This is a genomic window from Fibrobacter sp. (assembly GCA_012523595.1).
GTDB lineage: Bacteria > Fibrobacterota > Chitinivibrionia > Chitinivibrionales > Chitinispirillaceae > JAAYIG01.
Genome location: JAAYIG010000197.1, coordinates 1 through 23,643, shown reverse-complemented (window position 1 = coordinate 23,643; position 23,643 = coordinate 1). Strand labels below are relative to the sequence as shown.

At 45.2% G+C, this 23,643-nt stretch carries 22 protein-coding genes; 17 read left to right on the top strand and 5 right to left on the bottom strand.

Annotated features, from left to right (window positions below; translation table 11 throughout):
• The first annotated feature begins 52 nt into the window (after positions 1-52).
• Genes GX089_13100 through GX089_13090 form a run of 3 tightly spaced genes read left to right on the top strand, consistent with a single transcriptional unit; the run spans position 53 to position 2,461 of the window.
• Entirely contained in the window at positions 53-985 is a 933-nt protein-coding gene (locus tag GX089_13100; protein ID NLP03428.1) for a M23 family metallopeptidase, read from the top strand.
• A 31-nt stretch (positions 986-1,016) separates the two neighbouring features.
• Positions 1,017-1,424, top strand: coding sequence for a YjbQ family protein (locus tag GX089_13095; protein NLP03427.1), 408 nt, complete (start codon positions 1,017-1,019; stop codon positions 1,422-1,424).
• On the top strand, positions 1,424-2,461 hold the full coding sequence (locus tag GX089_13090; protein ID NLP03426.1) for a hypothetical protein: 1,038 nt from the start codon (positions 1,424-1,426) through the stop codon (positions 2,459-2,461). Before GX089_13095 ends, GX089_13090 begins: the two co-directional genes overlap by 1 nt.
• Positions 2,462-2,467: 6 nt before the next feature.
• On the opposite strand, the gene fliN is transcribed toward GX089_13090, so the two are convergent.
• Both fliN and GX089_13080 read right to left on the bottom strand, forming a co-directional pair.
• Positions 2,468-2,728 carry a flagellar motor switch protein FliN gene (fliN, locus tag GX089_13085; GenBank protein ID NLP03425.1) on the bottom strand — a complete coding sequence of 87 codons (261 nt, stop codon included), beginning with the start codon at positions 2,726-2,728 and terminating at the stop codon, positions 2,468-2,470.
• Positions 2,729-2,818: 90 nt separating this feature from the next.
• A complete protein-coding gene (locus GX089_13080) occupies positions 2,819-3,559 on the bottom strand; it encodes a hypothetical protein (GenBank protein ID NLP03424.1) in 741 nt (246 codons plus the stop codon).
• Between the two features lie 129 nt (positions 3,560-3,688).
• Here GX089_13080 and rfaD point away from each other — a divergent pair, with 129 nt between their 5' ends.
• The 8 genes from rfaD (at position 3,689) to GX089_13040 (ending at position 14,223) form a co-directional block, all read left to right on the top strand.
• A complete protein-coding gene (rfaD, locus tag GX089_13075; protein ID NLP03423.1) occupies positions 3,689-4,681 on the top strand; it encodes an ADP-glyceromanno-heptose 6-epimerase in 993 nt (330 codons plus the stop codon).
• Complete coding sequence (locus tag GX089_13070) at positions 4,681-6,030, top strand: DUF342 domain-containing protein (protein NLP03422.1); 1,350 nt, start codon at positions 4,681-4,683, stop codon at positions 6,028-6,030. Before rfaD ends, GX089_13070 begins: the two co-directional genes overlap by 1 nt.
• On the top strand, positions 6,027-7,979 hold the full coding sequence (locus GX089_13065; GenBank protein NLP03421.1) for a tetratricopeptide repeat protein: 1,953 nt from the start codon (positions 6,027-6,029) through the stop codon (positions 7,977-7,979). The genes GX089_13070 and GX089_13065 overlap by 4 nt, the downstream gene beginning before the upstream one ends.
• A gap of 41 nt (positions 7,980-8,020) precedes the next feature.
• Positions 8,021-8,410, top strand: a complete 390-nt coding sequence (locus GX089_13060; protein NLP03420.1) for a hypothetical protein — start codon at positions 8,021-8,023, stop codon at positions 8,408-8,410.
• A 54-nt stretch (positions 8,411-8,464) separates the two neighbouring features.
• Positions 8,465-9,724: a PAS domain S-box protein gene (locus GX089_13055; protein ID NLP03419.1), complete on the top strand. Its 1,260-nt coding sequence runs from the start codon at positions 8,465-8,467 to the stop codon at positions 9,722-9,724.
• Between the two features lie 13 nt (positions 9,725-9,737).
• Complete coding sequence (locus GX089_13050; protein ID NLP03418.1) at positions 9,738-11,084, top strand: sigma-54-dependent Fis family transcriptional regulator; 1,347 nt, start codon at positions 9,738-9,740, stop codon at positions 11,082-11,084.
• A gap of 173 nt (positions 11,085-11,257) precedes the next feature.
• Positions 11,258-12,652 carry a HAMP domain-containing protein gene (locus GX089_13045; protein ID NLP03417.1) on the top strand — a complete coding sequence of 465 codons (1,395 nt, stop codon included), beginning with the start codon at positions 11,258-11,260 and terminating at the stop codon, positions 12,650-12,652.
• Positions 12,649-14,223 (top strand): TonB family protein, encoded by a 1,575-nt coding sequence (locus GX089_13040; protein NLP03416.1) that lies wholly within the window; start codon positions 12,649-12,651, stop codon positions 14,221-14,223. Before GX089_13045 ends, GX089_13040 begins: the two co-directional genes overlap by 4 nt.
• Before the next feature lie 37 nt (positions 14,224-14,260).
• Here GX089_13040 and GX089_13035 read toward each other — a convergent pair whose 3' ends face one another.
• From GX089_13035 to GX089_13025, 3 genes are all read right to left on the bottom strand, one after another.
• Positions 14,261-15,256: a hypothetical protein gene (locus tag GX089_13035; GenBank protein NLP03415.1), complete on the bottom strand. Its 996-nt coding sequence runs from the start codon at positions 15,254-15,256 to the stop codon at positions 14,261-14,263.
• Complete coding sequence (locus tag GX089_13030) at positions 15,253-16,191, bottom strand: sugar kinase (GenBank protein ID NLP03414.1); 939 nt, start codon at positions 16,189-16,191, stop codon at positions 15,253-15,255. The genes GX089_13035 and GX089_13030 overlap by 4 nt, the downstream gene beginning before the upstream one ends.
• A gap of 201 nt (positions 16,192-16,392) precedes the next feature.
• Complete coding sequence (locus GX089_13025; protein ID NLP03413.1) at positions 16,393-18,063, bottom strand: mucoidy inhibitor MuiA family protein; 1,671 nt, start codon at positions 18,061-18,063, stop codon at positions 16,393-16,395.
• 260 nt (positions 18,064-18,323) lie between these two features.
• Between GX089_13025 and gnd the strand changes: the two genes are divergently transcribed.
• From gnd to GX089_12995, 6 genes are all read left to right on the top strand, one after another.
• The gene (gene gnd, locus GX089_13020; GenBank protein ID NLP03412.1) at positions 18,324-19,742 is read left to right on the top strand and encodes a decarboxylating NADP(+)-dependent phosphogluconate dehydrogenase; all 1,419 of its coding nucleotides are present in this window, start codon (positions 18,324-18,326) and stop codon (positions 19,740-19,742) included.
• Positions 19,743-19,870: 128 nt separating this feature from the next.
• A complete protein-coding gene (queF, locus tag GX089_13015) occupies positions 19,871-20,332 on the top strand; it encodes an NADPH-dependent 7-cyano-7-deazaguanine reductase QueF (protein NLP03411.1) in 462 nt (153 codons plus the stop codon).
• A 252-nt stretch (positions 20,333-20,584) separates the two neighbouring features.
• The gene (gene purD, locus GX089_13010; GenBank protein NLP03410.1) at positions 20,585-21,922 is read left to right on the top strand and encodes a phosphoribosylamine--glycine ligase; all 1,338 of its coding nucleotides are present in this window, start codon (positions 20,585-20,587) and stop codon (positions 21,920-21,922) included.
• Positions 21,923-21,940: 18 nt separating this feature from the next.
• Entirely contained in the window at positions 21,941-22,393 is a 453-nt protein-coding gene (gene purE, locus GX089_13005; GenBank protein ID NLP03409.1) for a 5-(carboxyamino)imidazole ribonucleotide mutase, read from the top strand.
• Positions 22,380-23,009, top strand: a complete 630-nt coding sequence (locus GX089_13000) for a threonylcarbamoyl-AMP synthase (GenBank protein NLP03408.1) — start codon at positions 22,380-22,382, stop codon at positions 23,007-23,009. The genes purE and GX089_13000 overlap by 14 nt, the downstream gene beginning before the upstream one ends.
• Before the next feature lie 304 nt (positions 23,010-23,313).
• Positions 23,314-23,568 carry a hypothetical protein gene (locus GX089_12995; GenBank protein ID NLP03407.1) on the top strand — a complete coding sequence of 85 codons (255 nt, stop codon included), beginning with the start codon at positions 23,314-23,316 and terminating at the stop codon, positions 23,566-23,568.
• Positions 23,569-23,643 lie beyond the last annotated feature (75 nt).

Below are 23,643 nucleotides of genomic sequence, written 5' to 3'. Positions count from 1 at the left end.
TGTTTTAAGTCCGGAATCTACAATTTATTAGAGAAGGGAGAATCCGGAACTGATGAAAAAGAAGGGGTGGCATTTTGTTTTAATAACCCCCAAATCTTTATCCAGGGTGCGTCAAACATATCTGGGTATAAATGCTCTACTTGTTTTTACAATATTATCTTTGGCTGGATTATTCGGGCTGTTTCGTCTTGTCTGGTTTTCCACATCATACGCAATTGCAAAGTTTGGAGTAAATGAAGCCAGGCGTGAAAACAACAGACTGCTTCAGAATGTAAAGACGCTGGACAGATATATCCTGAAGGAATCTGATCGTCTGGATGTGCTGGTTTCTTTTGAGGATAAGATACGGCTGCAGTATGGGTTAAATCGAATCAGTGATGATGTTCGTCAGGCTGGAGTCGGTGGAAGGCCAAGCAGAGAGGAGATGCTGATAGCAACCATGCTGGACCCGGTGCTGATGCGGGCTGAAGCGGTTAAGGAGAGCATCATCGTCTTGCTGAGAAAGGCTGAACTTCAGGATTCTACATTGAGTCAGACTTCGAACCTGGTTTCATTGCAGCGTACCCGCTGGTCACAACTTCCCTCAATCTGGCCTACTCACGGACGAATCACTTCTTCATTCGGTTATCGCTTTCATCCAATCTCAAAGCATAATCTCTTCCATGATGGCATTGACATAGCAAATAAGATATGGACGCCGGTATATGCTACTGCCAACGGTGTTGTAAAATTCGCGGGTGTCAAAGAATACTTCGGCAGGGTGATTATTATTGAACATCCGGGGAGTAACAGTGAAACAGTTTACGCTCACCTTCATCAGTTCGTTACCAGCCAGGGAAAGATGGTCAGGAGGGGAGAACTGATCGGGTATATGGGCAACAGCGGCAGAAGCACCGGACCCCATCTTCATTATGAAGTCAGAATGGCCGGGAGGAATGTAAATCCTTTCAGCTATATTCTGCCCTCAGATGTTATCGTTGATTGACGATATTCTTCCTTTAGTGTAAAATTCCTCTATGACTGTTAAGCAGATTCAGATTCCGCTCAGGACCGGGCAGCGCTCGGAATGGATTGATATTACAGAAGAAATCCGCAGGGTAGTCTCATCATCGGGGATTAGCAATGGTATCTGCACGGTAAACAGTTTACATACAACTGCTGCGGTCACGATCAATGAGAATGCAGATCCTGATGTGGGGATCGATTTCTTCAGCAAGCTCTCCCAGCTTATACCCAGAGATTCGGGTTTCCGTCATAGTGAGGGAAATTCTGACAGCCATATAAAAGCCGCGCTGGTAGGATTCAGTGTTCAGGTTGCAATAAAAGGTAACGATTTGCTGCTTGGGACCTGGCAATCAATATACTTCTGTGAGTTTGATGGACCCAGGAGCAGATCTGTCTGGATCACTTTGATGGGAGAGTAATGGCCCATTGCACTAGATTGCTCATTATTGCAATACTCATCTGCTGTTTTTTTGCCTCTGCTCAGGAGCAGATCCGCTATACCGCAGAGATGACTTATCTTCCGGCGGGAAGTGATATTGCCTCTATGGGCGATGCGGGTGTGGTTCTCCCATTGAGAGCGACAGCATCCCTTTGGAATCCTGCGGCCTCTTCACTTCAGCAGAGGTATGAGTTTTCCGCAGAGGTCGCAGATCTTTATCATGGGCTTTCAAGGCAGGCCTGTTTTTCCGGGCACATTCCTGTTCAGGGTAATATCGGAGCCTCGCTTATTTACATGCCATTTTTCAGCGGTGAGATTCCTTTTTACGATACTCTTGAAGGCACATATCAGGAACGCATTATGGATCCTGGAGCGCGTTCTGATGGTCAACCACAGGGATTTTTCCGCAACAACCAGCACTATGTCGTTTTGTCGCTGGGAAAACTGTTCTCGTTTTATCTTCCGCGAACACCGGGAACCGGGGTTCCTTTGCCTCTCGAAATAGCGGCAGGTATTAACTTCAAAGGATTTTTCCAGAGCATGAATCCTGAGAATGTAAAACGGCTTGGAATGGGTGCTAATCTGGATGCCGGATTGCTTGGCAGGATCGGACTGGACTATGATCTTAAAAAGAAAGAAGTGTGCCGAAATCTGATACTGGGGATTTCACTCAGAGATTTTCTTCCAGGCGAGATAGTATGGATCAATTCAATGCGAAATTACAGAGAGCCATTCAGGCTTTCCCAGTATTACGGCATTGCATATCAGGATAAGAGCGGAGATCTGGTGGGGAACTGGACTATAGCATTAGCCCTGGAAAAAAGGTACGGGACTTCCTATCATGGGGGAATAGAGGCGGAATTCTGGAATACGGTTTCTTTTCGTGCCGGATTTTCAGGAAGAACACCGACATTGGGTGCAGGGATCCACTACAAGCAATATTATATGGATTATGCCTTCAGATTCGATGAAATTGACTTGTCTTATATCAGATTGACTATGGGGATAGTTCTATAAGCTCAATCAGAGATGCTTGAATCTTTCCTGTTCACCGTAGAGCTGACCGACACGTACCGACAATTTGTCATCGACAACGGTGATTTCTCCTTTGGCGACCAGTTTTTTGCTCAGGAAAATATCGATTGGTTCACCGGCCATCCGGTTAAGCTTTACAACAGAGCCTTTTTTAAGGTTCAGTAGTTCACGAATTGTCATTCTGGTTTGACCGAGCTGGACCGCAATTGGAATGCTGACGTCCAGAAGCATGTTGATTTTTTTTCCCATTGAAGCCTTTTATTTAAGCTGTAAACCATAGAAGAAAGAGACTGACAATTAAATGCTACAATTCATTTCAGGGCTTTTCAAGAGAGTTTTTTATTGGAAAGCCGGCAGGAAATCTCCAATCCCTGTAGCGGCAAGTCTGCCTGCCAGTGCAGCTGACAATACGAGAAAGGCAAACAAAAAGAGTAGAATTAAAGGAATTGACAGGATAAGGAAGGTTTTAGTCCAGCTTTTTGAATGAATTGCACTTACTCCGGTGATAAAGAGATACACCCATACAACAGGGGAGAGAATCGAGCCGACAGCCGGAATCGCGTTAAGGATTACCGCGCTTTCACTGTAACATGCAGCTTTTAATGTCGAGTAAAACGGAGCGTCTGCTGAACGGGTAATCAGCATAATTATTTGTGCATAAACTGCCGGAAGCATGATCTGAAGAAGGATATACAGGGGTGCAGAAATCAGTGCGGAAGAAGACAAGTCAGCAGAACTGTACTGAAATTCTGAAGCAGCTTCGGGTATGACCAGAGACCATAGAAAAGAAATGGTGATTCCAAAGCTTCCGGTTACAAGTCCGAAGAGCAGTGCCGGGAAAACAGGGGATGTGGTGTTTTTCACAGTCTGGAAAAATTTTGCAGGCCTGAACAGAATTTCTTGTAATGTGTCAACAAGAGCCTTGAGAGGATTGTTGGCGGCTGAGGGTGATTCCCAGAAGAGAAATCGCGGATTGCAACTGCCCTGAGTAACAGGAGCAGAGAGAATTCCACCGCATGCCGGGCATGCATAAGATGGCGGAGGGCTGTCTGTTGTGTATCCACAACGGTAGCAGTTCACGTTAATTTCTCCTGGTGCCCTGATGGTTGAGGATGAAAAATAAATCAGGATGCAGCCGAATTCGAAATATAAGTGAAAATATCTGTACAAAAAGATACTATTTTAAAACAGACAAAATCTGGAGGAAATATGATTGTTGTAACAGGTGGTGCCGGATTCATAGGGAGTGCTATTGTCTGGCAACTCAACAAACGAGGGAAAAGTGATATAATAGTAGTTGACAGGCTCAGAAATGAAGAGAAATGGCGGAATCTGGTTCCGCTTCGCTTTGCCGATTATATTGACAAAGAAGATTTCATAGAAAAGCTTGAAGAGGGTTTTTTCGGCGGGGATATAGAGGTGATATTTCACCTTGGCGCCTGTTCATCAACAACAGAAAAAGATGCAGACTATCTTATCCGCAACAATTACCAGTATTCAATACGGATCGGGAAATGGTGGGAAAAGCATCCCGGCACCCGCTTTATTTATGCCTCAAGTGCGGCAACCTATGGAGATGGCGGCATGGGATATGTTGATGATATGGAAATTATCCCGAAGCTGCGCCCGCTCAACATGTATGGGTATTCAAAGCAGATGTTTGATCTTTTCGCACTGAGGCAGGGCTGGCTTGAAAAAATCATCGGGATTAAATATTTCAATGTTTTCGGCCCTAATGAGTATCACAAGGGTGACATGAGAAGTGTAGTAAACAAGGCTTTTGCAAGGGCCAGAGATGAGGGAGTGATCTCACTTTTTGAATCGTACAGGCCTGAGTACGGTAATGGAGAGCAGGTGAGAGATTTTATCTATGTGAAAGATGCTGTAAGGATGACGCTGTTTTTTATGGACAATCCTGATATTGGAGGTGTATACAATATAGGTACGGGCAAGGCGCGTTCCTGGAATGACCTGGCGAAGGCGATTTTCAGTGCGCTGGGTAAAGAACCGGTAATAGAATATATCCCCATGCCTGAGCAGCTAAAAGACAAGTACCAGTATTTCACCGAAGCAGATCTCTCGAAGCTCAAGGCGACCGGGTGTAATACGCAGTGCATGGAACTGGAGGAATCGGTTCGTGATTACGTCTGCAATTATCTTCAGCCTCATTTCTATCTCGATCCCGAAAGGCATGGTGAGTGATGTCTGAGATTTCGGTTCTGCATACTCCCGACGGTCTCAGGGCTTTTATACAGATACACTTTCAGGGTACAGCCAGGAAGATAACTCCCGATGATCTGCGTCAGTTCTTAAACCGTAAGGGCATAATTTACGGAATAATTGATGAGGCTCTTATAGAGATCTCCAATGGCGGAGTTAAGAACCGCATTGAAGTGGCCAGGGGGGTACCGCCCAGGCCCGGTGTGCCGGGTCATATCCAGATGCTTATTGACACATCGGGAATGGGAAAGCCCAAAACGCTCTCTGACGGCCGTGTGGACCATCGCGATCTGGGTCTTGTAGTAAATGTCAAGAAAGGTACCATTCTTGCCCGTAAAATTCATCCCAGGCCTGGAACCGAGGGTAAAAGTGTTTTCGGTAAACCGATTCCAGTTCCTCCGGTCAGTGATGTGGTGCTTCGTCCCGGTGTCGGGACTTGCATTTCTGAGGCTGATCCGGATCTTCTGGTGGCTGATATTGACGGAGCTCTGGGGGTGGATGATGAGGGGAATGTTGAAGTAAGGAACGAGAAAGTATTAAACGGAGATATTGATTACTCTACCGGGAATATCTCTTTCTGCGGTCATCTCTGTATTAAGGGGTCTATTCGTTCCGGCTTTATAGTTGAGACAGTGGGGGATCTCAAGGTTGGCGGCAATATCGAAGACGCAACAGTAAAGTGTGGCGGAAACCTTGAAGTAAGGGGCGGGGCTATGGGATCGGGAAATGGGAAAATTCAATGCAGAGGCAGATTCCGTGCATCCCATATAGAAAATTTTCCTGTCGAGGCTGACGGTGATGTTCTGATCGGTGAGGAAATAATGCACAGCAATGTGATTTCCGGGGGGAAAGTCAGAGCAAGGCAGATTATTGGAGGCAGCGTAGTCGCTGTGGAGATTGATGCAGATGTCGTGGGCAGTGGTGCAGAAACTAAAACCGTTCTGGATGTAGGAAGAGAACTGATGCTTATCCAGGAGCGTCATTTACTGCTCAAGGAACTTGTCTTCAACGTCAACGAGTTTGTTTCTCTGAAACAGCAGATTTATTCTTGTGTTAAGGATGTAATGGATGAAAACGGCTATATGCCTTCTGAAGAGGAGAAAAATCTCGAAAAACTGAAGCAGAAAATAATTGAAGTAAATGATGCCTGTCTGAAGCTGCAATCGCGTGTAAAGGAAATCGAGATGCTTCAGAAAAACTGCAAAGCTGATCCGGGAGTAATGATCGGAACCGCGTATCCCAACACACTGATCAAATACGGATCCGGAGAGAAGATGATTGCAGAGAAAACTGAAAGATTGGTTTTTCATCCAGGGAAGAAAGTGAAATGAATAAGATTTTCAAAGTGAAAGGATCATATTGGAGTAAGTTAACGCTGTTTTGTGTAATATCTTTCCTTTTAGCACTGGATAATTTTGCCGCCGAAACCGGTGATTACATCCATTACCGTCTTGGTGTCAAGTTCAAGAACGAGAAAAAATATGACAAGGCAATAGATGAATTCAGGAAGGTTCTCTCGGCATACCCGGATAATTACAATGCCTACATGCATATGGCAGAGATCCGTATGGCTCAGGATCGGTACCGCCTTGTTATTTACAATTTAAAAAAGGCTCTTGCATACAATCCGGGGTGGGGCAAAGCTCACAAGATGCTTGCAACAGCTTATGAAAAAGACGGACAGTTACAGAATGCTGTAATTGAGCTGCAGAACTATCAGCAGTCATGCGACCCGACAGAGCGGGATAGTCTGCAGAAGCAGATCGACAGGATAGCAAAAATTGTGGGCAAGCCTGTCGGGGGGGGGGTACAAAAGAAGGATCAGGAAATCAGGGATACCTCATCAACAGGAGCGGGTAGAGGAAATGTGTTGGAATCTGCCGATCAGGATCTTAGGAAAATTGTTGACCTTTATGAAAAAGGGAAATTAGATCAGGCTCTCTCGGAGATTCGCACGCTGCTGAAGTCTAAGCCAAATCATTCCGGGGCTTATTACTATGCGGGGTTGATCAGAAATAAAAAGGGTCAGTCGGAAATGGCGAGGATAAATTTTCTCAAAGCAGTAAATTTTCCGCAACTGGGACAAAACAGTCATTTTTATCTGGGGAAAATTTATGCCGAAAATGGAAACACCGCAGAGGCGATAAAGCATCTTTCCCGGTATATAGAAAAGTCAACTTACGAACCGGGAAAGAAAGAAGCCAGGGATCTTCTGGAAAAGCTGAAAAAAGATCCGGGGGCTTTAAAAAGCGTAAAGAGCACACAGACGAAGAAAACAGAAAAAAAGGTCAGCGGTCCAGCGGTTAAAGAAGCATCTTCTCAGCTCTCCGGCTCCTCTTCGGTTGAGCCGATACAGCAGGAAAAGTATGCTGTTTTTGAGATGCGGATTGATTCTTTGTTGTCGATGATGACCGTTGATACGCTTACAGATCTCGGGCAGAAGCTTCTTCTGGGGATTCATGAATTTAAGAGGGGAAACTATGATGCCTCCATAAGGGAGTTTAAAAAGGTGATGGTGGCTCATCCTGATGGTGTTACGCCGGTACATTGCATCTACAATACAGGAGTCTGCTATTTCAAGCTTGGTCTTTTCAAGGAGGCTGAGAATCAGTTCCAGCAGATTCTTGACAGGTATGCAAATCAGAAGGTTGCACCACAGTGTCTTTTTTTAAAGGCACTGACATATCTGGAGCGTGACGAACCAATGACGGCTGAGAAACTGTTCAGAGATTTCATTCAGAAGAACCGTGATCACGAATGGGCTGGAAAAGCCTTTGAGAAACTTGGCGAATGCTACGAGAGTATGGAGCAGCCAAAGAAAGCTATAGATGCCTATCAGCAGGCGGCATTAAAAGGGAAGAATTTAGACAGGGTTTGTGCCTATTTCAAAGCTGGTACGGTTTATCAGCAGATCGGCAATTCCATCAGAGCACAGGAGGCATTCAAATCGGCTATTGACCTTGGAGAGAAACATGACATTTACTACAGGGTTCCTGATTCTTATTATCGTATAGCCGACGAGAAGTACAAGGGGAAGGATTATGAGGGGGCTTTAAGATATTACACAAAGGTTACCCGTAAGTATCCTGCTTTTCAGGAGACTCCCTGGGGGTTGTTTCAGATAGGAAGTATTCACAAGAATCTGAAACGCTACCAGGACGCTGTGAATGCTTTCAAGGATCTTGTACGCAAATACCCCGATGATTACTGGGCAAAGCAGGCGAAGTGGAAGATGGAGGATGCTATCTGGGAGAATGAATACAGGGCAGTACTCAAGTAGTTGCTAGTGATGTCGGAAAACCTAAACTTAAGTTGAAATGCATGGATGAAAATGATACAATTCTGATTCAGGATCTTACGGATTCTTTCAGTCGTCAACTCCAGTGGTACAGGCAGTTGCGGGACCTGGTAAGGAAGATTCTGGGCCGGCTCGTGCTTTCCAGAGGAGATACATCGGGGGTGATCACCGGGTTTGAGCATAAAAAAGCTCTTCTGGATAAAATTGAGGATGAAAGGAACCGCTCGGCGGATCTTGTTGAGAGATGGCAGAGCCGCAAAGGTTTGATTGGAGTAGAGGAAAAAACTGCAATGCTGGAAGATGTTCTGGAACAGACCGGCAGAGCGATACAGGAATTTCTCGATGAAGAAAAGCAGCTTGAAAAATACCTTGAAAGTATCATCAAGAAAGAGGAGAGGGGAGCTGCCAGGTAAATGGCAGGAAAAAATCCACTATAAGACATATGAAAAATTTACGGGGCGGGTCTTATGAGTGCAGGTGAAACAGGGACCTCAACCATTTCAGTAGAGCTTTTCGAATCCCTCCAGAGAGCCTTCAATGATTTCCAGCTCAGAGCGGAGCAGTTAAGCAGTGCCTACGCCCGCATGCAGGAAGACTTCAGAAAAATCAACATTGAACTTGACAGAAAAAACTCAGAACTTGAGCAGAGTCTGGCCAAGCAGGAGGAGATGCGCACCTATCTCAACAGTATCCTGGAGAGTATGGATAACGGGGTCGTTGGTGTTGATGATCTGGGAAGAATAACAAACTTTAACCGCGCCGCATCGGAGATTACCGGTTTTGATCAATCCGAAGTATTTGACAAACCCTATATCGATCTGTTCAAGGGAGGTACTGAAGGTGAGCCGGCAATTTATCAGGTTCTGCATACCGGGCGGGGGCTTAAACGTGATGAGAAGGTGATCTGGCACAAAGACGGTCATCCTGTGCCTGTTTCCTATCAGACTGAGCTTCTTAAGGATAAAAACGGGCGCAGGCTTGGGGCTGTTGAGATCTTCAGTGATATTTCCCGTATAAAGGCGCTTGAGAAAGAGATGCAGCAGGCAAAGACGATGGCAGCTCTTGGAGAGATGTCTGCTACGGTTGCCCATGAGATACGCAATCCGCTGGGGGCTATGGGCATGTGGGCGGGTCTGCTTGAAAGGGATCTCTCTGCTGAGGATCCCAGAAGAAAGACACTGGGAAAGATTATAGAGGGTTTGTCAAGATTAAACAAGATTGTTTCCAATCTTCTTGTTTACACCCGTCCGATCAAAGCTGAGTTCAGGAAAGTCCAGCTCGATACCATTCTCGAGGAGATAGTTGATTTTGTGCAGATAGAGATTGAGAGGCTTGGCCGGAAAATCGACCTGAAGAAGAACTGGGAGAAGGAGCCGGTGTATGTGCTTGCTGATCCCGAGAAAATCGGTCAGGTAGTGATGAACATATGTCTAAACTCTGTGCAGGCTATCTCTGAGGGCGGGCAGATCACTGTTTCGATGGAAATGGGGGAGAGGAAAAATGCCGGTTATGTCTGTTTTTCCGTTTCCGATTCGGGGTGCGGCATAGAAAAAGAGAAGATTAGCAAGATTTTTGATCCTTTTTTTACTACTAAGGAGAACGGAACCGGACTCGGTCTTGCCATTGTAAAGCGATTCGTGGAATCCCATTCGGGATTCATAGATGTAAAAAGTGCACCCGGAAAAGGAACGGCTGTCAAGGTTTTTCTTCCGCTTCTCAAGGAATAACGGAGAATTATCGATGGAGAAGAAAAGAATTCTGGTCGTTGATGACAATGATTTGTTCAGGGAATCGATAGTGGAGACTCTGCGCAGGCTGGGCTGTGAAATCGAGTCTGCCCGTGATGGTTATGAGGCGATCGAGCAGTTTTCAGCATCCTGTTTTGATCTGGTTGTTTCCGACATGAAAATGCCTGGAATGTCTGGTATCGAGCTGCTTGATAAAGTAAAGCAGATAAATCCGGAAGTCCCTTTTCTCATAATCACCGCTTACGGGGCAATAGAAACAGCGGTGGAAGCGATGAAGAAAGGGGCATTTGATTTCATTCAGAAGACGGATAACCTGATAGATGAGCTTGAATTGACAGTAAGTCGTACTCTGCAGTATCAATCTCTTCTTCAGGAGAACAGAAGGCTTAAATCAGAGCTTTGTGGCCAATGGAACTTCATCGGAGACGGTTCCTGCATGGATGAGATAAGGACTCTTATCGCTTCGGTGGCAGAGAGCCGCTCTACGGTTCTGGTTACCGGGGAATCGGGGACCGGAAAGGAGCTGATCGCCCGTTCCATTCACTATCAAAGCCGCCGGAGTAACGGGCCTTTTGTGAAGGTCAACTGTGCCGCACTTCCGGAAGGGTTGATTGAATCTGAGCTTTTCGGACATGAAAAGGGTGCGTTTACAGGCGCGATAAAGCACAAGAAGGGAAAATTCGAAGCTGCTTCCGGGGGAACTCTTCTTCTCGATGAGATAGGGGAGATGCCGATGGTGGCACAGGCGAAGCTGCTGCGGGTGCTTCAGGAGAGAGAGATAAACAAAGTGGGTGGTGATGATCCAATAGAGGTTGATGTTCGGGTGGTTGCTACCACCAACAGGGACCTTGAGGAAGCGGTAAGTAAGGGGGAATTCAGGGAAGATCTTTATTACCGGCTCAATGTTATCCATATTCACCTTCCTCCTCTTAGAGAGAGAAAAGATGACATATCTAAACTGGCTGAACATTTCATAAAAAAATTCAACGATGAGAACGGTTTCAGCGTAGAGGGACTTACTGATGATTCTCTGCGGGTACTTTGCAGCCACAACTGGCCGGGAAATATAAGGGAGTTGGAGAATGCTGTTGAGCGGGCGGTTGTTCTTACCCGGACTGGTCAGATAAAACCGGAAATTTTCCAGTTTCGGTCACCTTTGCAGCATTCATCGGGAAACGCTCAGGTGGTTCAGGCCGGAATGACTGTCGCAGAGATGGAAAAAAAGCTGATTCTTGAGACTCTTGAGCACTGCAACCAGAACCGTACAAAAGCCGCAGAAATGCTGGGAATTTCAATCAGGACTCTCAGAAACAAGCTCAATGAATACAATATGGAATGATGGGCTTGAATTAGCCGCTGTTTTACTATAAGATTAATAATATCTGTTAAGAAACGCACTGATTCTGCCTTCACAAAACGGTAAACAGGAGCAGGAGTAGCCCTGAAAATATCAGGCTGCGGCTGACATGTCAGAGGGGTGAAGTTTAAGTTTTCAGAACAGAGGACCTGTATATGAGGGGTTTCAACACCAATTCGATTAATGTCAAGACCGCTGTCGCGTATGTTATTCTCACCATTCTCAATGTTTCCATTTTCATCCTGATGGTATTTGAGAACCAGCTCGACTTAATCGCTGAGAATGCCATCCTTAACAGCCAGCATAAAGGTACCGGTCTTAAATACCGTATCGACAGTGCAATAGGGGCCGAGAACGACATTACAAACGTCATTATAAACAAAATTCTCAAGGATGCAGGTGCACTGGGTATAAGCAATCTGACGCTGTTCAGTGAAGGCGGAAAAGTTTTTGTAAATATGGTTAACAACAAGCTTGTCGAGAAGGAGGTAGCAGATGTAGATGAACTGAGGATGATAAATATGGCTATCACCAAGCAGGGGTTTGAAGACAAGCTTTTTCATCATAATGTTGACCGCAAGGATAAATCGATTTCCCTGTATTTACCCTTTACTTATGCCACAGATAAATTAGGTGTGGCGGCAATAAAAGTGGTCATGAAGGATATCGATCGTCAAATGGGCTATCTCTATCGTCAATGTCTGCTGATCGGACTTCTTGTAGTAGTGGTTCATATCGGATTTGCTTTCCTTTTTTCCAAGATGATCCTTGTTCCTATAAGGGAATTGAATGAAGCGACACACATGATCGCCCAGGGCAAACTTGATATCAGGGTTCCGATCGTAAGGCTGGATGAGATCGGGCAGCTCGCTTCATCTTTTAACGAAATGAGTGTTGCGCTGCAGAGAATGCGCGATGAGGCAAAGGGTGCAAATCCGCTGAGTGGCTTACCAGGCAACATAACCATAGCAAGCTACATAGACGATTGTTTGAACAAGGGAAAGATTATCTGTGTTCTGTACTGTGACCTTGACAATTTTAAAGCATATAATGATAAGTACGGTTTCACAAAGGGCGACGAAGCCATTCTTTACACAAGAGATTGCCTGCTGACTGCTGCAAAACGAAAGGATATCAGAAACGTATTTGTGGGGCATGAGGGTGGCGATGATTTTGTGGTGGTCACCGAATTTGAACACTGGGAAATTTTCGCCAAATCTTTCATCACATCCTTTGATCGTGGAATTTTTCAGTTCTATAACAGTATTGATGCCAGAAACGGCTTCATAGAGTCCGTAAATCGTCGCGGTGAAAGGCAGCGTTTCCCTCTTATGAGCGTTTCTGTTGCAGTTGTCTCAAACAGAAACCGGCCTTTCAGGCGCACTGCTGAGATGATTGCCGTTGCTGCGGAAGTGAAAAAGTATGTAAAGAGCATGGACGGGTCATGTTATGCAATTGACCGGAGAACCGGCTCTGTGAGTCCCACACAGATGATAAACAGAGCCACTGTTCAGCAAGCACTTGATCCCAATTCCGGCCGTCCTGTATGAGAACTTTTCTGAAATTCACCGGAGTAATTCTTCTATTAGCATTTACCGGACTTTTCAATGTCGGGTTGGTCGACATTCGTTTTGAGGAGATCCGGTATCTTCTGGGTACCATTGCTTCCCAGGAAGATATGTCAAATACTTTCGGAATTGTCGCAAAATATGAACTGATCAAACACAGAATCGCTTATGGCGAAGAGAATGTGACCAGTTACGAACTGGAAGCCAAGATACAGGCGCTTACATCCGGTGAGCATCTCACGAATGATGATAATTGGAGCAGTAAATTCTACAGGACTCCGGTTCGGATGGTGCTGAATACCATAAGAATTCTCCTTGGTAAGAAAATTATCAACCCAAAAGAAGACGACAAGATTTTCAAAGTTATTGAAATCGGATACTTCTGGGAAAGGAACCGAAGATATCTAGAAGCACTGAAGGTTTATGATGAAGTATTGAAAACAGCAAACCTTATAGATCCCGAAGTTGAAGCTGCCGTAATGGTACATAAAGCATTTTGCTATTCAATGCTGAGCAATTACGGTAAGTCCAAAGAGGTTTATGAGGCGGTGATTGCGAAATTCCCTAATACTGAGGCCGGTATTCTTGCCTGGAAACTGATAGATTTTATCAATTCATTGGAAAAGGAACGCTCTAATCTTGAACATGCCAATATAAGCGAGATGGAGAGGGCAAAACAGTTTTATCTGCTGATGGATTTTCGTAATTCCATCAAGAATTTCTCTCTGTTTCTGGGAAAAAAGGTGCCTGCTGCTCTGAAGGCGGAGGCTCACTTATATAAAGGCAGATCCCATGAGGAGCTTGGGGAAATTGAAGAAGCGATCATGGAGTATAAGACCGTCATTAAACTGGACAAATCAAAAACCTGGGCTCGTCAGGCACATCGCAGAATGCTTATGCTCGGAGAGTTTTATGAGCAGCAGAAAAGTATTGCCGAGGAGGCGAAAAAACAACTTAAGGCTTATCAGGATCAGATGTTTCTTGATAACGTAGAAAAGTATAAAAATTTCCTTTCTCCGAGCTCATTGAAGGGTGAGCTTCTGAAAGGTCCGGAAAATCAGGGGACTGTAAAAGCAAGGGCCAATGACAGTATACTCAATCTGATCAACCAGATAGGCAATCTCGATTTGACCGGTGAAGAGGAGGCCAAACGGGTTCAAGCCGAGCAGATGAAGAAGACGCTTATCGAGCAGGGTAAGCTTTCTACTGCAGAGATAAAGGAGTTCGAGAGGAGGCAGGCTGTAGCTCAAAATCCCTACCGACGTCCCAGTGCATTGAAGAAGGAGATAGACGGCCACACAAGCGAACTGAAATACATATACAATAAAAAACTCCGTTCCGGAACCAAACTCTCCGGCAGGATGCTTGTGGCGATCAAAATAGCCGCAAACGGACATGTTACTGGTGTTAATCTGATTCAGTCAAACATGGGTGATAAGGAGTTTGAAAAGAGCATTGTGGAGCGGATTTCAACCTGGAGATTCAAAGCAGTTCCGGACAGTCTTGGAGAGCTAACAGTCAATTATCCGTTTGAATTTGATGAGGAACTGTAAGGACAGGGTAGGGAATAAACAGATGTAACCCTGGATACTATTCTGCCAGATTTATAAGCTCGCTGACCCGGTTTTGATAAGTGTGTGACTTCTGTATGATACTTCTGTTAAGATCTGCGTAACTGAATTCTTCACTGTAGTTGTCCAGTATTGATCTGAGCTTTATTCCGGGATTTTCTCTTTCACTGAACACGTGAAAATGACATCCCGGAATAGAATCGTAGATGAGAGGAACATTTTCTGTCAGAAGAACGCATCCAGCGGTCAGAATATCGTAGACACGCGGACTGATATGCGTATCATTATCTCCCTCTGGACTGTCAACTGATAGATTCAGTCCGACACGGGAATTTTTGAGAATGTCCGCTGACTGCTTTTCATCGGTCCAGCTATCGCAAAGGATCATACCACGAAGTGGACCGCTGTAGCTTTTCCATCCGCTTCCTGCAATCGCCAGTGTAAAACCCTGTTCTGCGAGCGACTCCAGAATCCCTATTCTGTATTTACTTGGAATTCCAATGAAAGCTGCATCGTAATCACGTTGCGGGGAGGGGGTGTCAGTGTCAAAGAAACTGCAGGCTGTCGGCAGAAAATGGTAACTTGAGCCATTGAGACTGCAAAATTCAGGAAGAGGTCCTTTCTGAATCGCAAAGAAGTGATCATATCCAGGGACAACCTCTTTCCAGTAGGGTACTCTTCTGTAGCTTTCGTAGAACCAGTGCAGTGTTTTGATATTTTGTTTCTTAAGGAGATTCAGAGTAAACAGGGTTACAGGGCTGAGTGCGCCGGAGAGGAAGTGTGTAGCTCCGAAATCCAGACATGAAACCAGAAGTGACTGGTTTATCAGGTCAACAGCAATTGTTTGGTCATCTGTTTTAAGGATCTGGGCGAAACCATTCTGGTATGCCAGAAAATCGAATACCTTGACATTCTCGGAACCAAGCTCGTTGTCGAGCGCTTCTTTTGTGTGAAGCGCTACCAGGCGGGCTGCTCCCACAGGAGGAATTGCCATGAACCATCGCTGATTAATCATGCAGCGAGATCACCTGCCGCGGGAAGTGAGCAGATACCTCCGCCTTTCAGGCCTTTGAAAAGGGCTACCGAATTGGCGAACTGAGCGGCTGTAAAAGGATCGTACCCTCTGGCCACGCAATGGATGAAACCTCCGTTGAAAGCACTGCCGATAAGGGTAAGGTCTTTGACAGTATCTGTGTGCTCCTGCTGCTTGAATTCTTCAACTTTGCCATCATAACCGATCATGCATCCGTTTGCTCCGATTTTAACAACCACGATTGAGACACCTCTGTCCCAGAGGAAACCGATGACATCGAGGGGACGCTCGTATCCGAAAAGTGCTTTGGACTCATCCGGAGCAGATGGAAAGATTACATCTATCAGCGGGAGAACACTCCACAGACTCTCTTTAGCATCATCCAGTGACCAGCGCTGGAGCCTGAGGTTGGGATCGTAAGCAACCATTATATCGTTGCTGTGTGCGAAATGGAACGCCTTGAAAACCGAGTGACGTGCTGCTCTGGAGACAGACTGAAGCTCGCTGGACGCGTATACAATTTTACAATTCTCGATAAGGTCTTCGTAGATCATAGAAGGTGCGATCGATTGAGCAGCGGTTCCAGGTCTGTGCACCAGATATTCTCTTTGTTCGGGATATCGTGAACTTGTAAAATAGATGCCGTTATAACCCTGGCTTGTGACAACATGGTCGATATTGATACCCTGTGCCAGAAGACGCTCTCTTATCATCCCATGGAAAGGATCGCGGGAAACTGCTGACAAAAGCGAAACTCCCGATCCCAGACGTGCAGCGGTAACAGCGGTGACAATGTCGGCTCCACCGATGTCTTTGTCGAAAGTATTGCAGAGACTCAGATCTCCATCACATCTGAATTCTACATAACACTCACCGATTACCAGAAGATCATAGTCTCGTATGTGAATTGGTTTCATGCAGTTATTTTCCGTGCTGTATGCAGGTTTGTTTCAGAAAACCGCAAAAGAAAAAAGAGGTATAAAATTCATCTGCATTTAATTCTCTTCCGGTTTTTCATTCTTAAAATACAATGATACGTTAGGGAGAAGTATGAATCAAGACCCGGGAGGGATTTTTACCCGGATCCTGAGAAATTCAGCCCTGTTTCAGGTTGTGATTTATAATCCACTGATATTTTTCCCGTTTGGGAATTCAACTGCAAACTTGAAGGGAATTTTTACCGATTCGCCCGCTTTGAGTTTATAGTACCACTCCAGAAATTCGTGCTCATTCTTTTTCAGTGAAGAAGAGTTCTCTTTCCATTTGGGTTCGATCAGTTCCACCTTGATCTCTTCACTGCCTGATATGGGCAACTGATCCCAGATGACTATTTCCTCTTCGCTTTTGCGATTATTTGTCACATTGATCTGGTATTCGAAAACAATTCTATCCTTTTTAGCTATTACACCTTCATTACGCCGCTTACGGTTAATCAGCTTGTATTCTATCTTTACAGCCTCATCGACACCCAGAAAGGTCCAGAACTCCTCCTCTGGAGCGACAAGTTTCATTTCACTTCTGGATACAAAGGAGTTATCCAGAAAGATACTGGAGGAGCCGGGAAGGAGCGGGAATGATGTTGTGTTTTTGACTTTTGCCTTTAGATAGGCGTATTGAGACAGTTTAGGTACCGCAGAATATCTGAAATGTGCCGGAAATTCTGTGGTCATGATAGTAACTGTGTGTTCCTCGCTATCACTGTTTATTGTATTTAAACCGGGTATGGTAAATACGACTGCGGTTGCTCCGGATTCCACTTCTGCTTCCCTGAAAACCATAGGAGCGGCTTCCGTAATCTCTTTTTTCTTATATTCCAATTCGGCATCCATGACCATCATCTGGTTCATCATTGCAGGAACTGCAGATTTGCTTAAACGTTTGCTCCTTACAGGTAAATCCATTTGAGGCTCATCGATTCTTATATACCAGGGGGTGAGTTCAGGCTGGTTTCCCCCGATATGCGGAGTGGCTGTCGAAAGCTTGACATTTGCATCTTTCCAGTCCTCACCTGTGCTCTGGCGCAAAGAGCCTTTGTAGGTCATAAGCAATACTTTTTTATCGCTGAGTACCCGCATTTCATAAGCAGGAGTCCATGAGGGACCATAGACGATATAGCTTAGGTCAAGTTCGATTTTTCCTGCCTTTTTCATCGTGAGTGATACAACTGCCTGGTTCCTTTCCGAACGTTCATCGCGGTTAAGATCTCTCAGGCGTCGTTCTATTAACGCAAGGGTATCACTCAGAGCCTGTTTGCGTTTTGATGCAGAGCGCATTTCACTGCTGAGAGATTCCAGACGGTTTCTGTAGAATTCAACCATATTAAGCCATTTGTTCTTGTCAAGTTCCGGAGCGGAGATCTGTTCCGCCGCCCCGCGCTCTGTTACTTTGGCTGCGATGTTTTCCACAAACTGCCTTTCACTGCTGCATCTCTTCAGTATGTCCTCAACCAGCAGGATGGAATCCTGATATAGTTCCTTTCGCCTGTTAAGATAACTGGAAATCGAATCATTACTGCCTGCGAATTCTTTGCGTCGGACCTTTATATCCTTTAGTTCACCGTTACCGGTACCGTTTACAATTACACTCTGGGATTCGATATTTTCCGGAAGATTATCGAAGATGAGATCTTTTTCACCTTCGCTAAGCTCTCCGGTGAAGGTTCGGGTCACCTGAGCCCTGTCCCGGAAAACTGTTACAGAGGAGATCTTTGTTTTCACAACCAGTTCTTCAGCATATAGTGAATAGATCGCCGTAAGGATGCATGTGCAGAAAAAAACAGAACCTTTCATTAACCCTCCATGAATAATAACACTGTCTGTTTCAGGCAACTCTTCGCCAGGTAATAAATATGGTTTCTTAAAGGCTTGCTGAGGGTTGTTTTTTTATAAAATTGGAAAGGGCAACGGCAGATTTTGCAGGCCATTGCTATTTTCTGAATTAATTTTATATCAGGATTCTCCTGGTTATCCAGGAGGTGAAGCAGCGGGAAAGATATCGTATTTTACAAAGTGAGAGCATTAACCTCTATAAAACCGGAGGACAGATCGGAATGCAAACAGGGGCGGATATCGGCTTAATCGGGTTGGCTGTGATGGGACAGAATCTTGTGCTCAACATGAGCGACCATGCTTACAGCATAGTCGTTTATAACCGCACTCTGTCGAGGATCGATGAGTTTCTGGTAGGTCCTGCGCAGGGAAGGGATAACATAAGCGGTGCTCACAGTATAGAGGAACTGGTGCAGAAGCTCAAGAGGCCCAGGAAAATATTATTGATGGTTAAGGCTGGACCGGCAGTGGATCACTTTATCGAGGCTCTTATTCCTTTCCTTGAACCCGGTGATCTCATTATTGATGGTGGCAATTCGCATTACTCTGATTCGATCCGACGTGCAAAGTTTCTCGATGAAAGAGGGATACTCTTTATCGGGACAGGCATATCTGGCGGTGAGGAAGGTGCAAGGAATGGACCATCGATTATGCCGGGCGGGTCACCTGAAGCCTGGCCTCTTGTGGAGAAGCTTTTTAAGGACATAGCTGCAAGAACTCCTGACGGGAGTCCATGCTGTGAATGGATAGGGGAGAATGGAGCCGGGCACTATGTAAAGATGATTCACAACGGAATAGAATATGGAGATATGCAGCTTATTGCAGAAACTTACCATCTGATGAGAAACGGGGTGGGGCTGGAAAACCAGCGGATAAGCGGGATATTTTCAGACTGGAATAAAACAGAGCTTGACAGTTATCTAATTGAGATCACTGCAGATATCCTTGCCCGAAAAGACTCTGATGGTGAACCGCTGGTAGAAAAAATCCTCGATTCTGCTGAGATGAAAGGAACCGGTATTTGGACAAGCGATAGCTCACTGAAGCTCGGGGTTCCACTGACCCTTATTACAGAGGCTGTATATGCCAGAAGTCTTTCCGGTCTGAAAGATGAACGTATGGAGGCTGGGAGGATTCTGGGGGATTCTGTAAAAAAGTGGGATGGGAACACAGAGGAGTTCATTGAGAATATAAGAAAGGCGCTACTTGCTTCGAAGATAGTCTCTTACGCTCAGGGATTCATGTTGATGCGTGCAGCCTCTGAGAAATATCAATGGAAGCTTGACTTCGGGAACATAGCTCTGATCTGGCGTGGCGGCTGTATCATACGCAGTGCTTTTCTGGGACAGATCAAGGAGGCATTTGATAGAAACAATGTTCTTCGCAGCCTCCTAATCGATAAATATTTCAAAGAGGTGATAGACGGCTGCCTTGAATCCTGGCGAAATGTAGTCGCTGCAGCTTTTAAGATGGGCATACCAATACCAGCTCTTTCATCAGCGCTCTCTTTTTATGATGGGTATCGCTGCAGCCGGCTTCCAGCAAATCTTATCCAGGCACAAAGAGATTACTTCGGGGCGCATACCTATGAGAGAATAGACAGACCCAGGGGGGAGTACTTCCATACCGAATGGGTATGACTTTGTTTTTTCTAAATCGGTATCGGCATCGGAATCGGTATCGAAGCATCATTCCTTACAGATGATGTATTTTTGATTTGGATAATAAGTGATAGTACTTTCCTTTTACAATTTCGGGACCGGAAAATATGTTTTTTGAAAATGTTGTTTCATTGGAAGAAGCTCTTAAGCAAAGTCGATTTCCTTCACTCGAAACATTTGACTGCCCTTACAATTCCGCATCCACCGGCAGCGGGGTTATAAGGATTATCTTTCCTGAATTTACCTGCGTTTGTCCAAAAACCGGCTACCCGGACTTTGCGGCTATTGGTCTTTACTATCTACCGGATAAGCTGTGCCTTGAATTGAAGTCATGGAAGCTTTATCTGAATGCTTTCCGCATGGTTGGAACTTTCCACGAGACTGTCACCTGGCATCTTTTTGAGACCATTAAAAAGCTCCTTGAACCAAAATGGCTGCTTGTTACCGGTGATTTCTATCCCCGGGGAAATGTGGATACAACGGTAGTATTTGAATATGGGAACCGTCCGGATGGAGCCGACCTGCTTGTAGGGCGTCTTGAACCCCGATTCAAGGAAGCTGGCTTATAAGGTTTCTCAGGTATCTGATGTCTACTTCAAAAAGTCGGGAGTTCATTACAGCCATTATCACAATTAAACTCTGAATTATCAGGTTAAGCGAAGCGAGGCGTTATTGCATTGTTTACCAATCCAATGGTATTTTTTTATTTAGTCTGATTTAGTATAGATGAGCAGATTTGAGTGCATTGCGATTCCCGATCAAAGTTTATTAATTGTCCTGCTTACAGCAGGCGTAAATAGAGGAGGCATCAATTGGATTTCATGAATTCAGTTCTTATAATCGGAAGTGGAGGACGGGAGCACGCAATCCTCAAGGCATTGCTCAGGTCAGACCGGCCGCTTTGTATGTATGCCTATCCGGGGAATCCGGGTATGGAGCGGGATGGCTGCATGCTGGTTGATCGTGAAATCAAAAACTGGAACGATCTTGCAGACTGGGCTTCAGAGAATGAAATTGATCTTACAATAGTTGGTCCGGAAGCGCCTCTTGTTGATGGTGTAGTTGATATTTTCAGGAAGGAAAACCTGACTATATTTGGTCCTGCCAAAGCAGCTGCTGAAATTGAGGGAAGTAAGGCTTTTGCAAAGGACCTGATGAAAAAGTATAAAATTCCCACAGCAGATTTCAGCATATTTGACAATAAGGAATCCGCTCTTTCTTTTGTTCACGAAAAGGACGCACCTGTAGTCGTAAAGGTAAGCGGGCTGGCTGGGGGAAAAGGCGCTATCGTTTGCGATACCAAAGAAGAAGCAGAGAAAGCGCTTGTGGAGATTTTTGATGACAAGCGGTTTGGTGTGGCTGGGACCAGGGTGGTCATTGAGGAAAAGATGATCGGTGAGGAAGCATCGGTATTTGTAATTACCGATGGTAAAAAGTACCGTATTCTTCCTGTGTCACAGGATCACAAAGCAGTGGGAGATGGAGATACAGGCCCGAATACCGGCGGGATGGGGGCTTATGCTCCAGCGCCTCTGGTTGATGACAAGCTGCTTCTGCAGATCGAAAAAGAGATCATAAAACCAGTACTTAAAGCCATGGAACTTGAGGGGCGGAAATACCAGGGGCTTCTCTATTATGGCATTATGGTTACATCTGATGGCCCCAAGGTGGTGGAATTTAATTGCAGGTTCGGTGATCCGGAGACTCAGGCAGTACTTCCTCTGGTGAGCTGTGACTGGTATGAGCTGTTTAAATCATGTGCAAACGGCAAGATGACATCTTCCTCCTGGACAATAAACCCCGGATACTGTGTTTCTGTGATACTTGCTTCCCAGGGTTATCCGGGAAATTTTGAAAAGGGTAAAGTGATCACTGGTATCGAGGAGACCGAGCGTGAAAAAAGCAATGTGGATATTTACCATAGCGGAACGGCTCTGAATAACCAGGAGCAGCTTGTAACAAATGGCGGCCGGGTGCTGGCTGTGAGTGCATGGGATGACACTCTGGAAAAGGCGATCAAAATAGCCTACCAGGCTGTAGATGGGATTGATTTCGAAGGAAAACACTATCGTTGCGATATCGCGGCTAAGGGGTTGGCAAGAATCCAGATGACAGAGAACAGCAGCGGGAAATTAGAAAAACAAGTTGGCAGTAGATAAGTATCCGGAAAGGAAAAAATGAAAGCAGCAGTTGTGATCGGGTCCAAATCTGACATGAATTTAGCGGAAAAAGCAGAAGCCGTCTTTAAGGATTTCGGTGTAGAATTTGAAACTCATGTTATTTCAGCACACAGGAATCCAAATAAGATCCGTAAATTCTGTCTCAGGGCTCACGAGAACTATGATATAATCATAGCTATAGCCGGACTGGCAGCTCATCTTCCGGGAGTGATCGCTAGTATGACAGTGCTTCCTGTGATAGGTGTACCGGCTGATGGCGGACCGCTCAGTGGTGAAGACGCGCTGTTGTCGATAGTTCAGATGCCTGCCGGAATTCCGGTAGCCTGTGTGGGAATAGGGAATTCAAAGAATGCCGCGCTGCTTGCTGTGCAGATTCTGGGCTGTAAAGACTCATCTCTGAAGGCGAAATTAATAGAATACCGCAAACAGTTCGGGGATGATGAGAGCTGAGAGAATACTGCTTCAATCAGTTTTAGACTCCATCGAAGAACTCTCCCGTGTTGCCCGTTTGATTCAGGATGGAGCGGTTTTTATCTATCCCACAGAAACAATTTACGGGATAGGGGGGAGATCAGATCTGCAGTCAGTAATGGATCGGGTTTATGAGGCTAAAAATCGTCCAGCGGTTAAATCGGTTATACTGATTGCTTCAAGGAAAGAGTGTTTTTCTCCTTTAGGACTTCACTATACCCCGGCAGCAGAGACTCTCATGAAAAAATTCTGGCCGGGGCTTTTAACCTTCGTGCTTCCATCGGATAAGAGTTTGGAGGGAATCGCGATACGTGTATCGGATCACCCTTTTATCTCCGCGATTTTTTCGCTTATAGAAACCCCGCTAATCTCAACCAGCGCCAATCTCAGCGGTCAATCTTACGATCCGGACCCGGAGCATATCTTTGAAATCTTCAGGGATAAAGTTGATTTCATGATCGATGCCGGTTTTCTCCCGCCATCTCCTCCGTCGACGGTGATTAAAGCTGGACGTAATAATGAAATATCGCCTGTAAGGGAAGGCGCTGTGAGGAAAAGTGTAATTGATCAGTTTTTAAAGGAAATGGGTTTCTGAGCGGAAATTTCCTCATTTCTAACCACATTTTTGTGCCTTTTTATCCTCCATTTCGGTTACATCCGGTAAGTTTTAACGGCAGTCCTTTTGTGTCGGAACAGGCATAGCCATCAGGATCGAAAAGGTTTGTTTTTATTTGTATATAGAAATACAAATGTGCTTTTTCGATGCCGATTCCGATTCTGATTCCGACTCCGATTGGGCAGAAATATCCGCTGTTGACCGGAATGGAATCTGGCTATATAATTAAGAGTCGATCTGAAATTGATAATCATTTGCCCTATTTTTTTTAAAAGGATGGATCATGGGTAGTAAGCATTGCAGGCTATACGATGAAAACTTAGTGCACAACATCATAGTTTCTACAGGGCTTTCGGTATATGAATACCTTAAAGAGCATAGAAACGCCAGTTCTGATGATATTTGTGAATTCCTGGAAGTAAACTCAGGCTGTATTATTGAGGAAACAATAGATCAGATAAACAGTGCTGATGAATCTCCGGATCAGGAGGATGTTGAAGGGAAGGATGATCAGTGGTTTGACTACGAAGAGCAATGAAGGCAATAAAGATGGTTGCAATAAGTTTCTGGAAATATTAGTTTAAACAGTCCGCCGAAGTGGCGAAACTGGTAG

Bases quoted from the DNA above. Each gene is read 5' to 3' on its own strand.
- GX089_13070 (NLP03422.1), top strand. From the start codon at position 4,681: ATGTCTGAGATTTCGGTTCTGCATACTCCCGACGGTCTCAGGGCTTTT.
- GX089_13040 (NLP03416.1), top strand. From the start codon at position 12,649: ATGAGAACTTTTCTGAAATTCACCGGAGTAATTCTTCTATTAGCATTT.
- GX089_13100 (NLP03428.1), top strand. From the start codon at position 53: ATGAAAAAGAAGGGGTGGCATTTTGTTTTAATAACCCCCAAATCTTTA.
- GX089_13035 (NLP03415.1), bottom strand. From the start codon at position 15,256: ATGATTAATCAGCGATGGTTCATGGCAATTCCTCCTGTGGGAGCAGCC.
- gnd (NLP03412.1), top strand. From the start codon at position 18,324: ATGCAAACAGGGGCGGATATCGGCTTAATCGGGTTGGCTGTGATGGGA.
- GX089_13055 (NLP03419.1), top strand. From the start codon at position 8,465: ATGAGTGCAGGTGAAACAGGGACCTCAACCATTTCAGTAGAGCTTTTC.
- GX089_13000 (NLP03408.1), top strand. From the start codon at position 22,380: ATGATGAGAGCTGAGAGAATACTGCTTCAATCAGTTTTAGACTCCATC.
- GX089_13095 (NLP03427.1), top strand. From the start codon at position 1,017: ATGACTGTTAAGCAGATTCAGATTCCGCTCAGGACCGGGCAGCGCTCG.
- GX089_13060 (NLP03420.1), top strand. From the start codon at position 8,021: ATGGATGAAAATGATACAATTCTGATTCAGGATCTTACGGATTCTTTC.
- GX089_13065 (NLP03421.1), top strand. From the start codon at position 6,027: ATGAATAAGATTTTCAAAGTGAAAGGATCATATTGGAGTAAGTTAACG.
- fliN (NLP03425.1), bottom strand. From the start codon at position 2,728: ATGGGAAAAAAAATCAACATGCTTCTGGACGTCAGCATTCCAATTGCG.
- purE (NLP03409.1), top strand. From the start codon at position 21,941: ATGAAAGCAGCAGTTGTGATCGGGTCCAAATCTGACATGAATTTAGCG.
- purD (NLP03410.1), top strand. From the start codon at position 20,585: ATGAATTCAGTTCTTATAATCGGAAGTGGAGGACGGGAGCACGCAATC.
- GX089_12995 (NLP03407.1), top strand. From the start codon at position 23,314: ATGGGTAGTAAGCATTGCAGGCTATACGATGAAAACTTAGTGCACAAC.
- GX089_13050 (NLP03418.1), top strand. From the start codon at position 9,738: ATGGAGAAGAAAAGAATTCTGGTCGTTGATGACAATGATTTGTTCAGG.
- GX089_13025 (NLP03413.1), bottom strand. From the start codon at position 18,063: ATGAAAGGTTCTGTTTTTTTCTGCACATGCATCCTTACGGCGATCTAT.
- GX089_13030 (NLP03414.1), bottom strand. From the start codon at position 16,191: ATGAAACCAATTCACATACGAGACTATGATCTTCTGGTAATCGGTGAG.
- rfaD (NLP03423.1), top strand. From the start codon at position 3,689: ATGATTGTTGTAACAGGTGGTGCCGGATTCATAGGGAGTGCTATTGTC.
- queF (NLP03411.1), top strand. From the start codon at position 19,871: ATGTTTTTTGAAAATGTTGTTTCATTGGAAGAAGCTCTTAAGCAAAGT.
- GX089_13090 (NLP03426.1), top strand. From the start codon at position 1,424: ATGGCCCATTGCACTAGATTGCTCATTATTGCAATACTCATCTGCTGT.
- GX089_13045 (NLP03417.1), top strand. From the start codon at position 11,258: ATGAGGGGTTTCAACACCAATTCGATTAATGTCAAGACCGCTGTCGCG.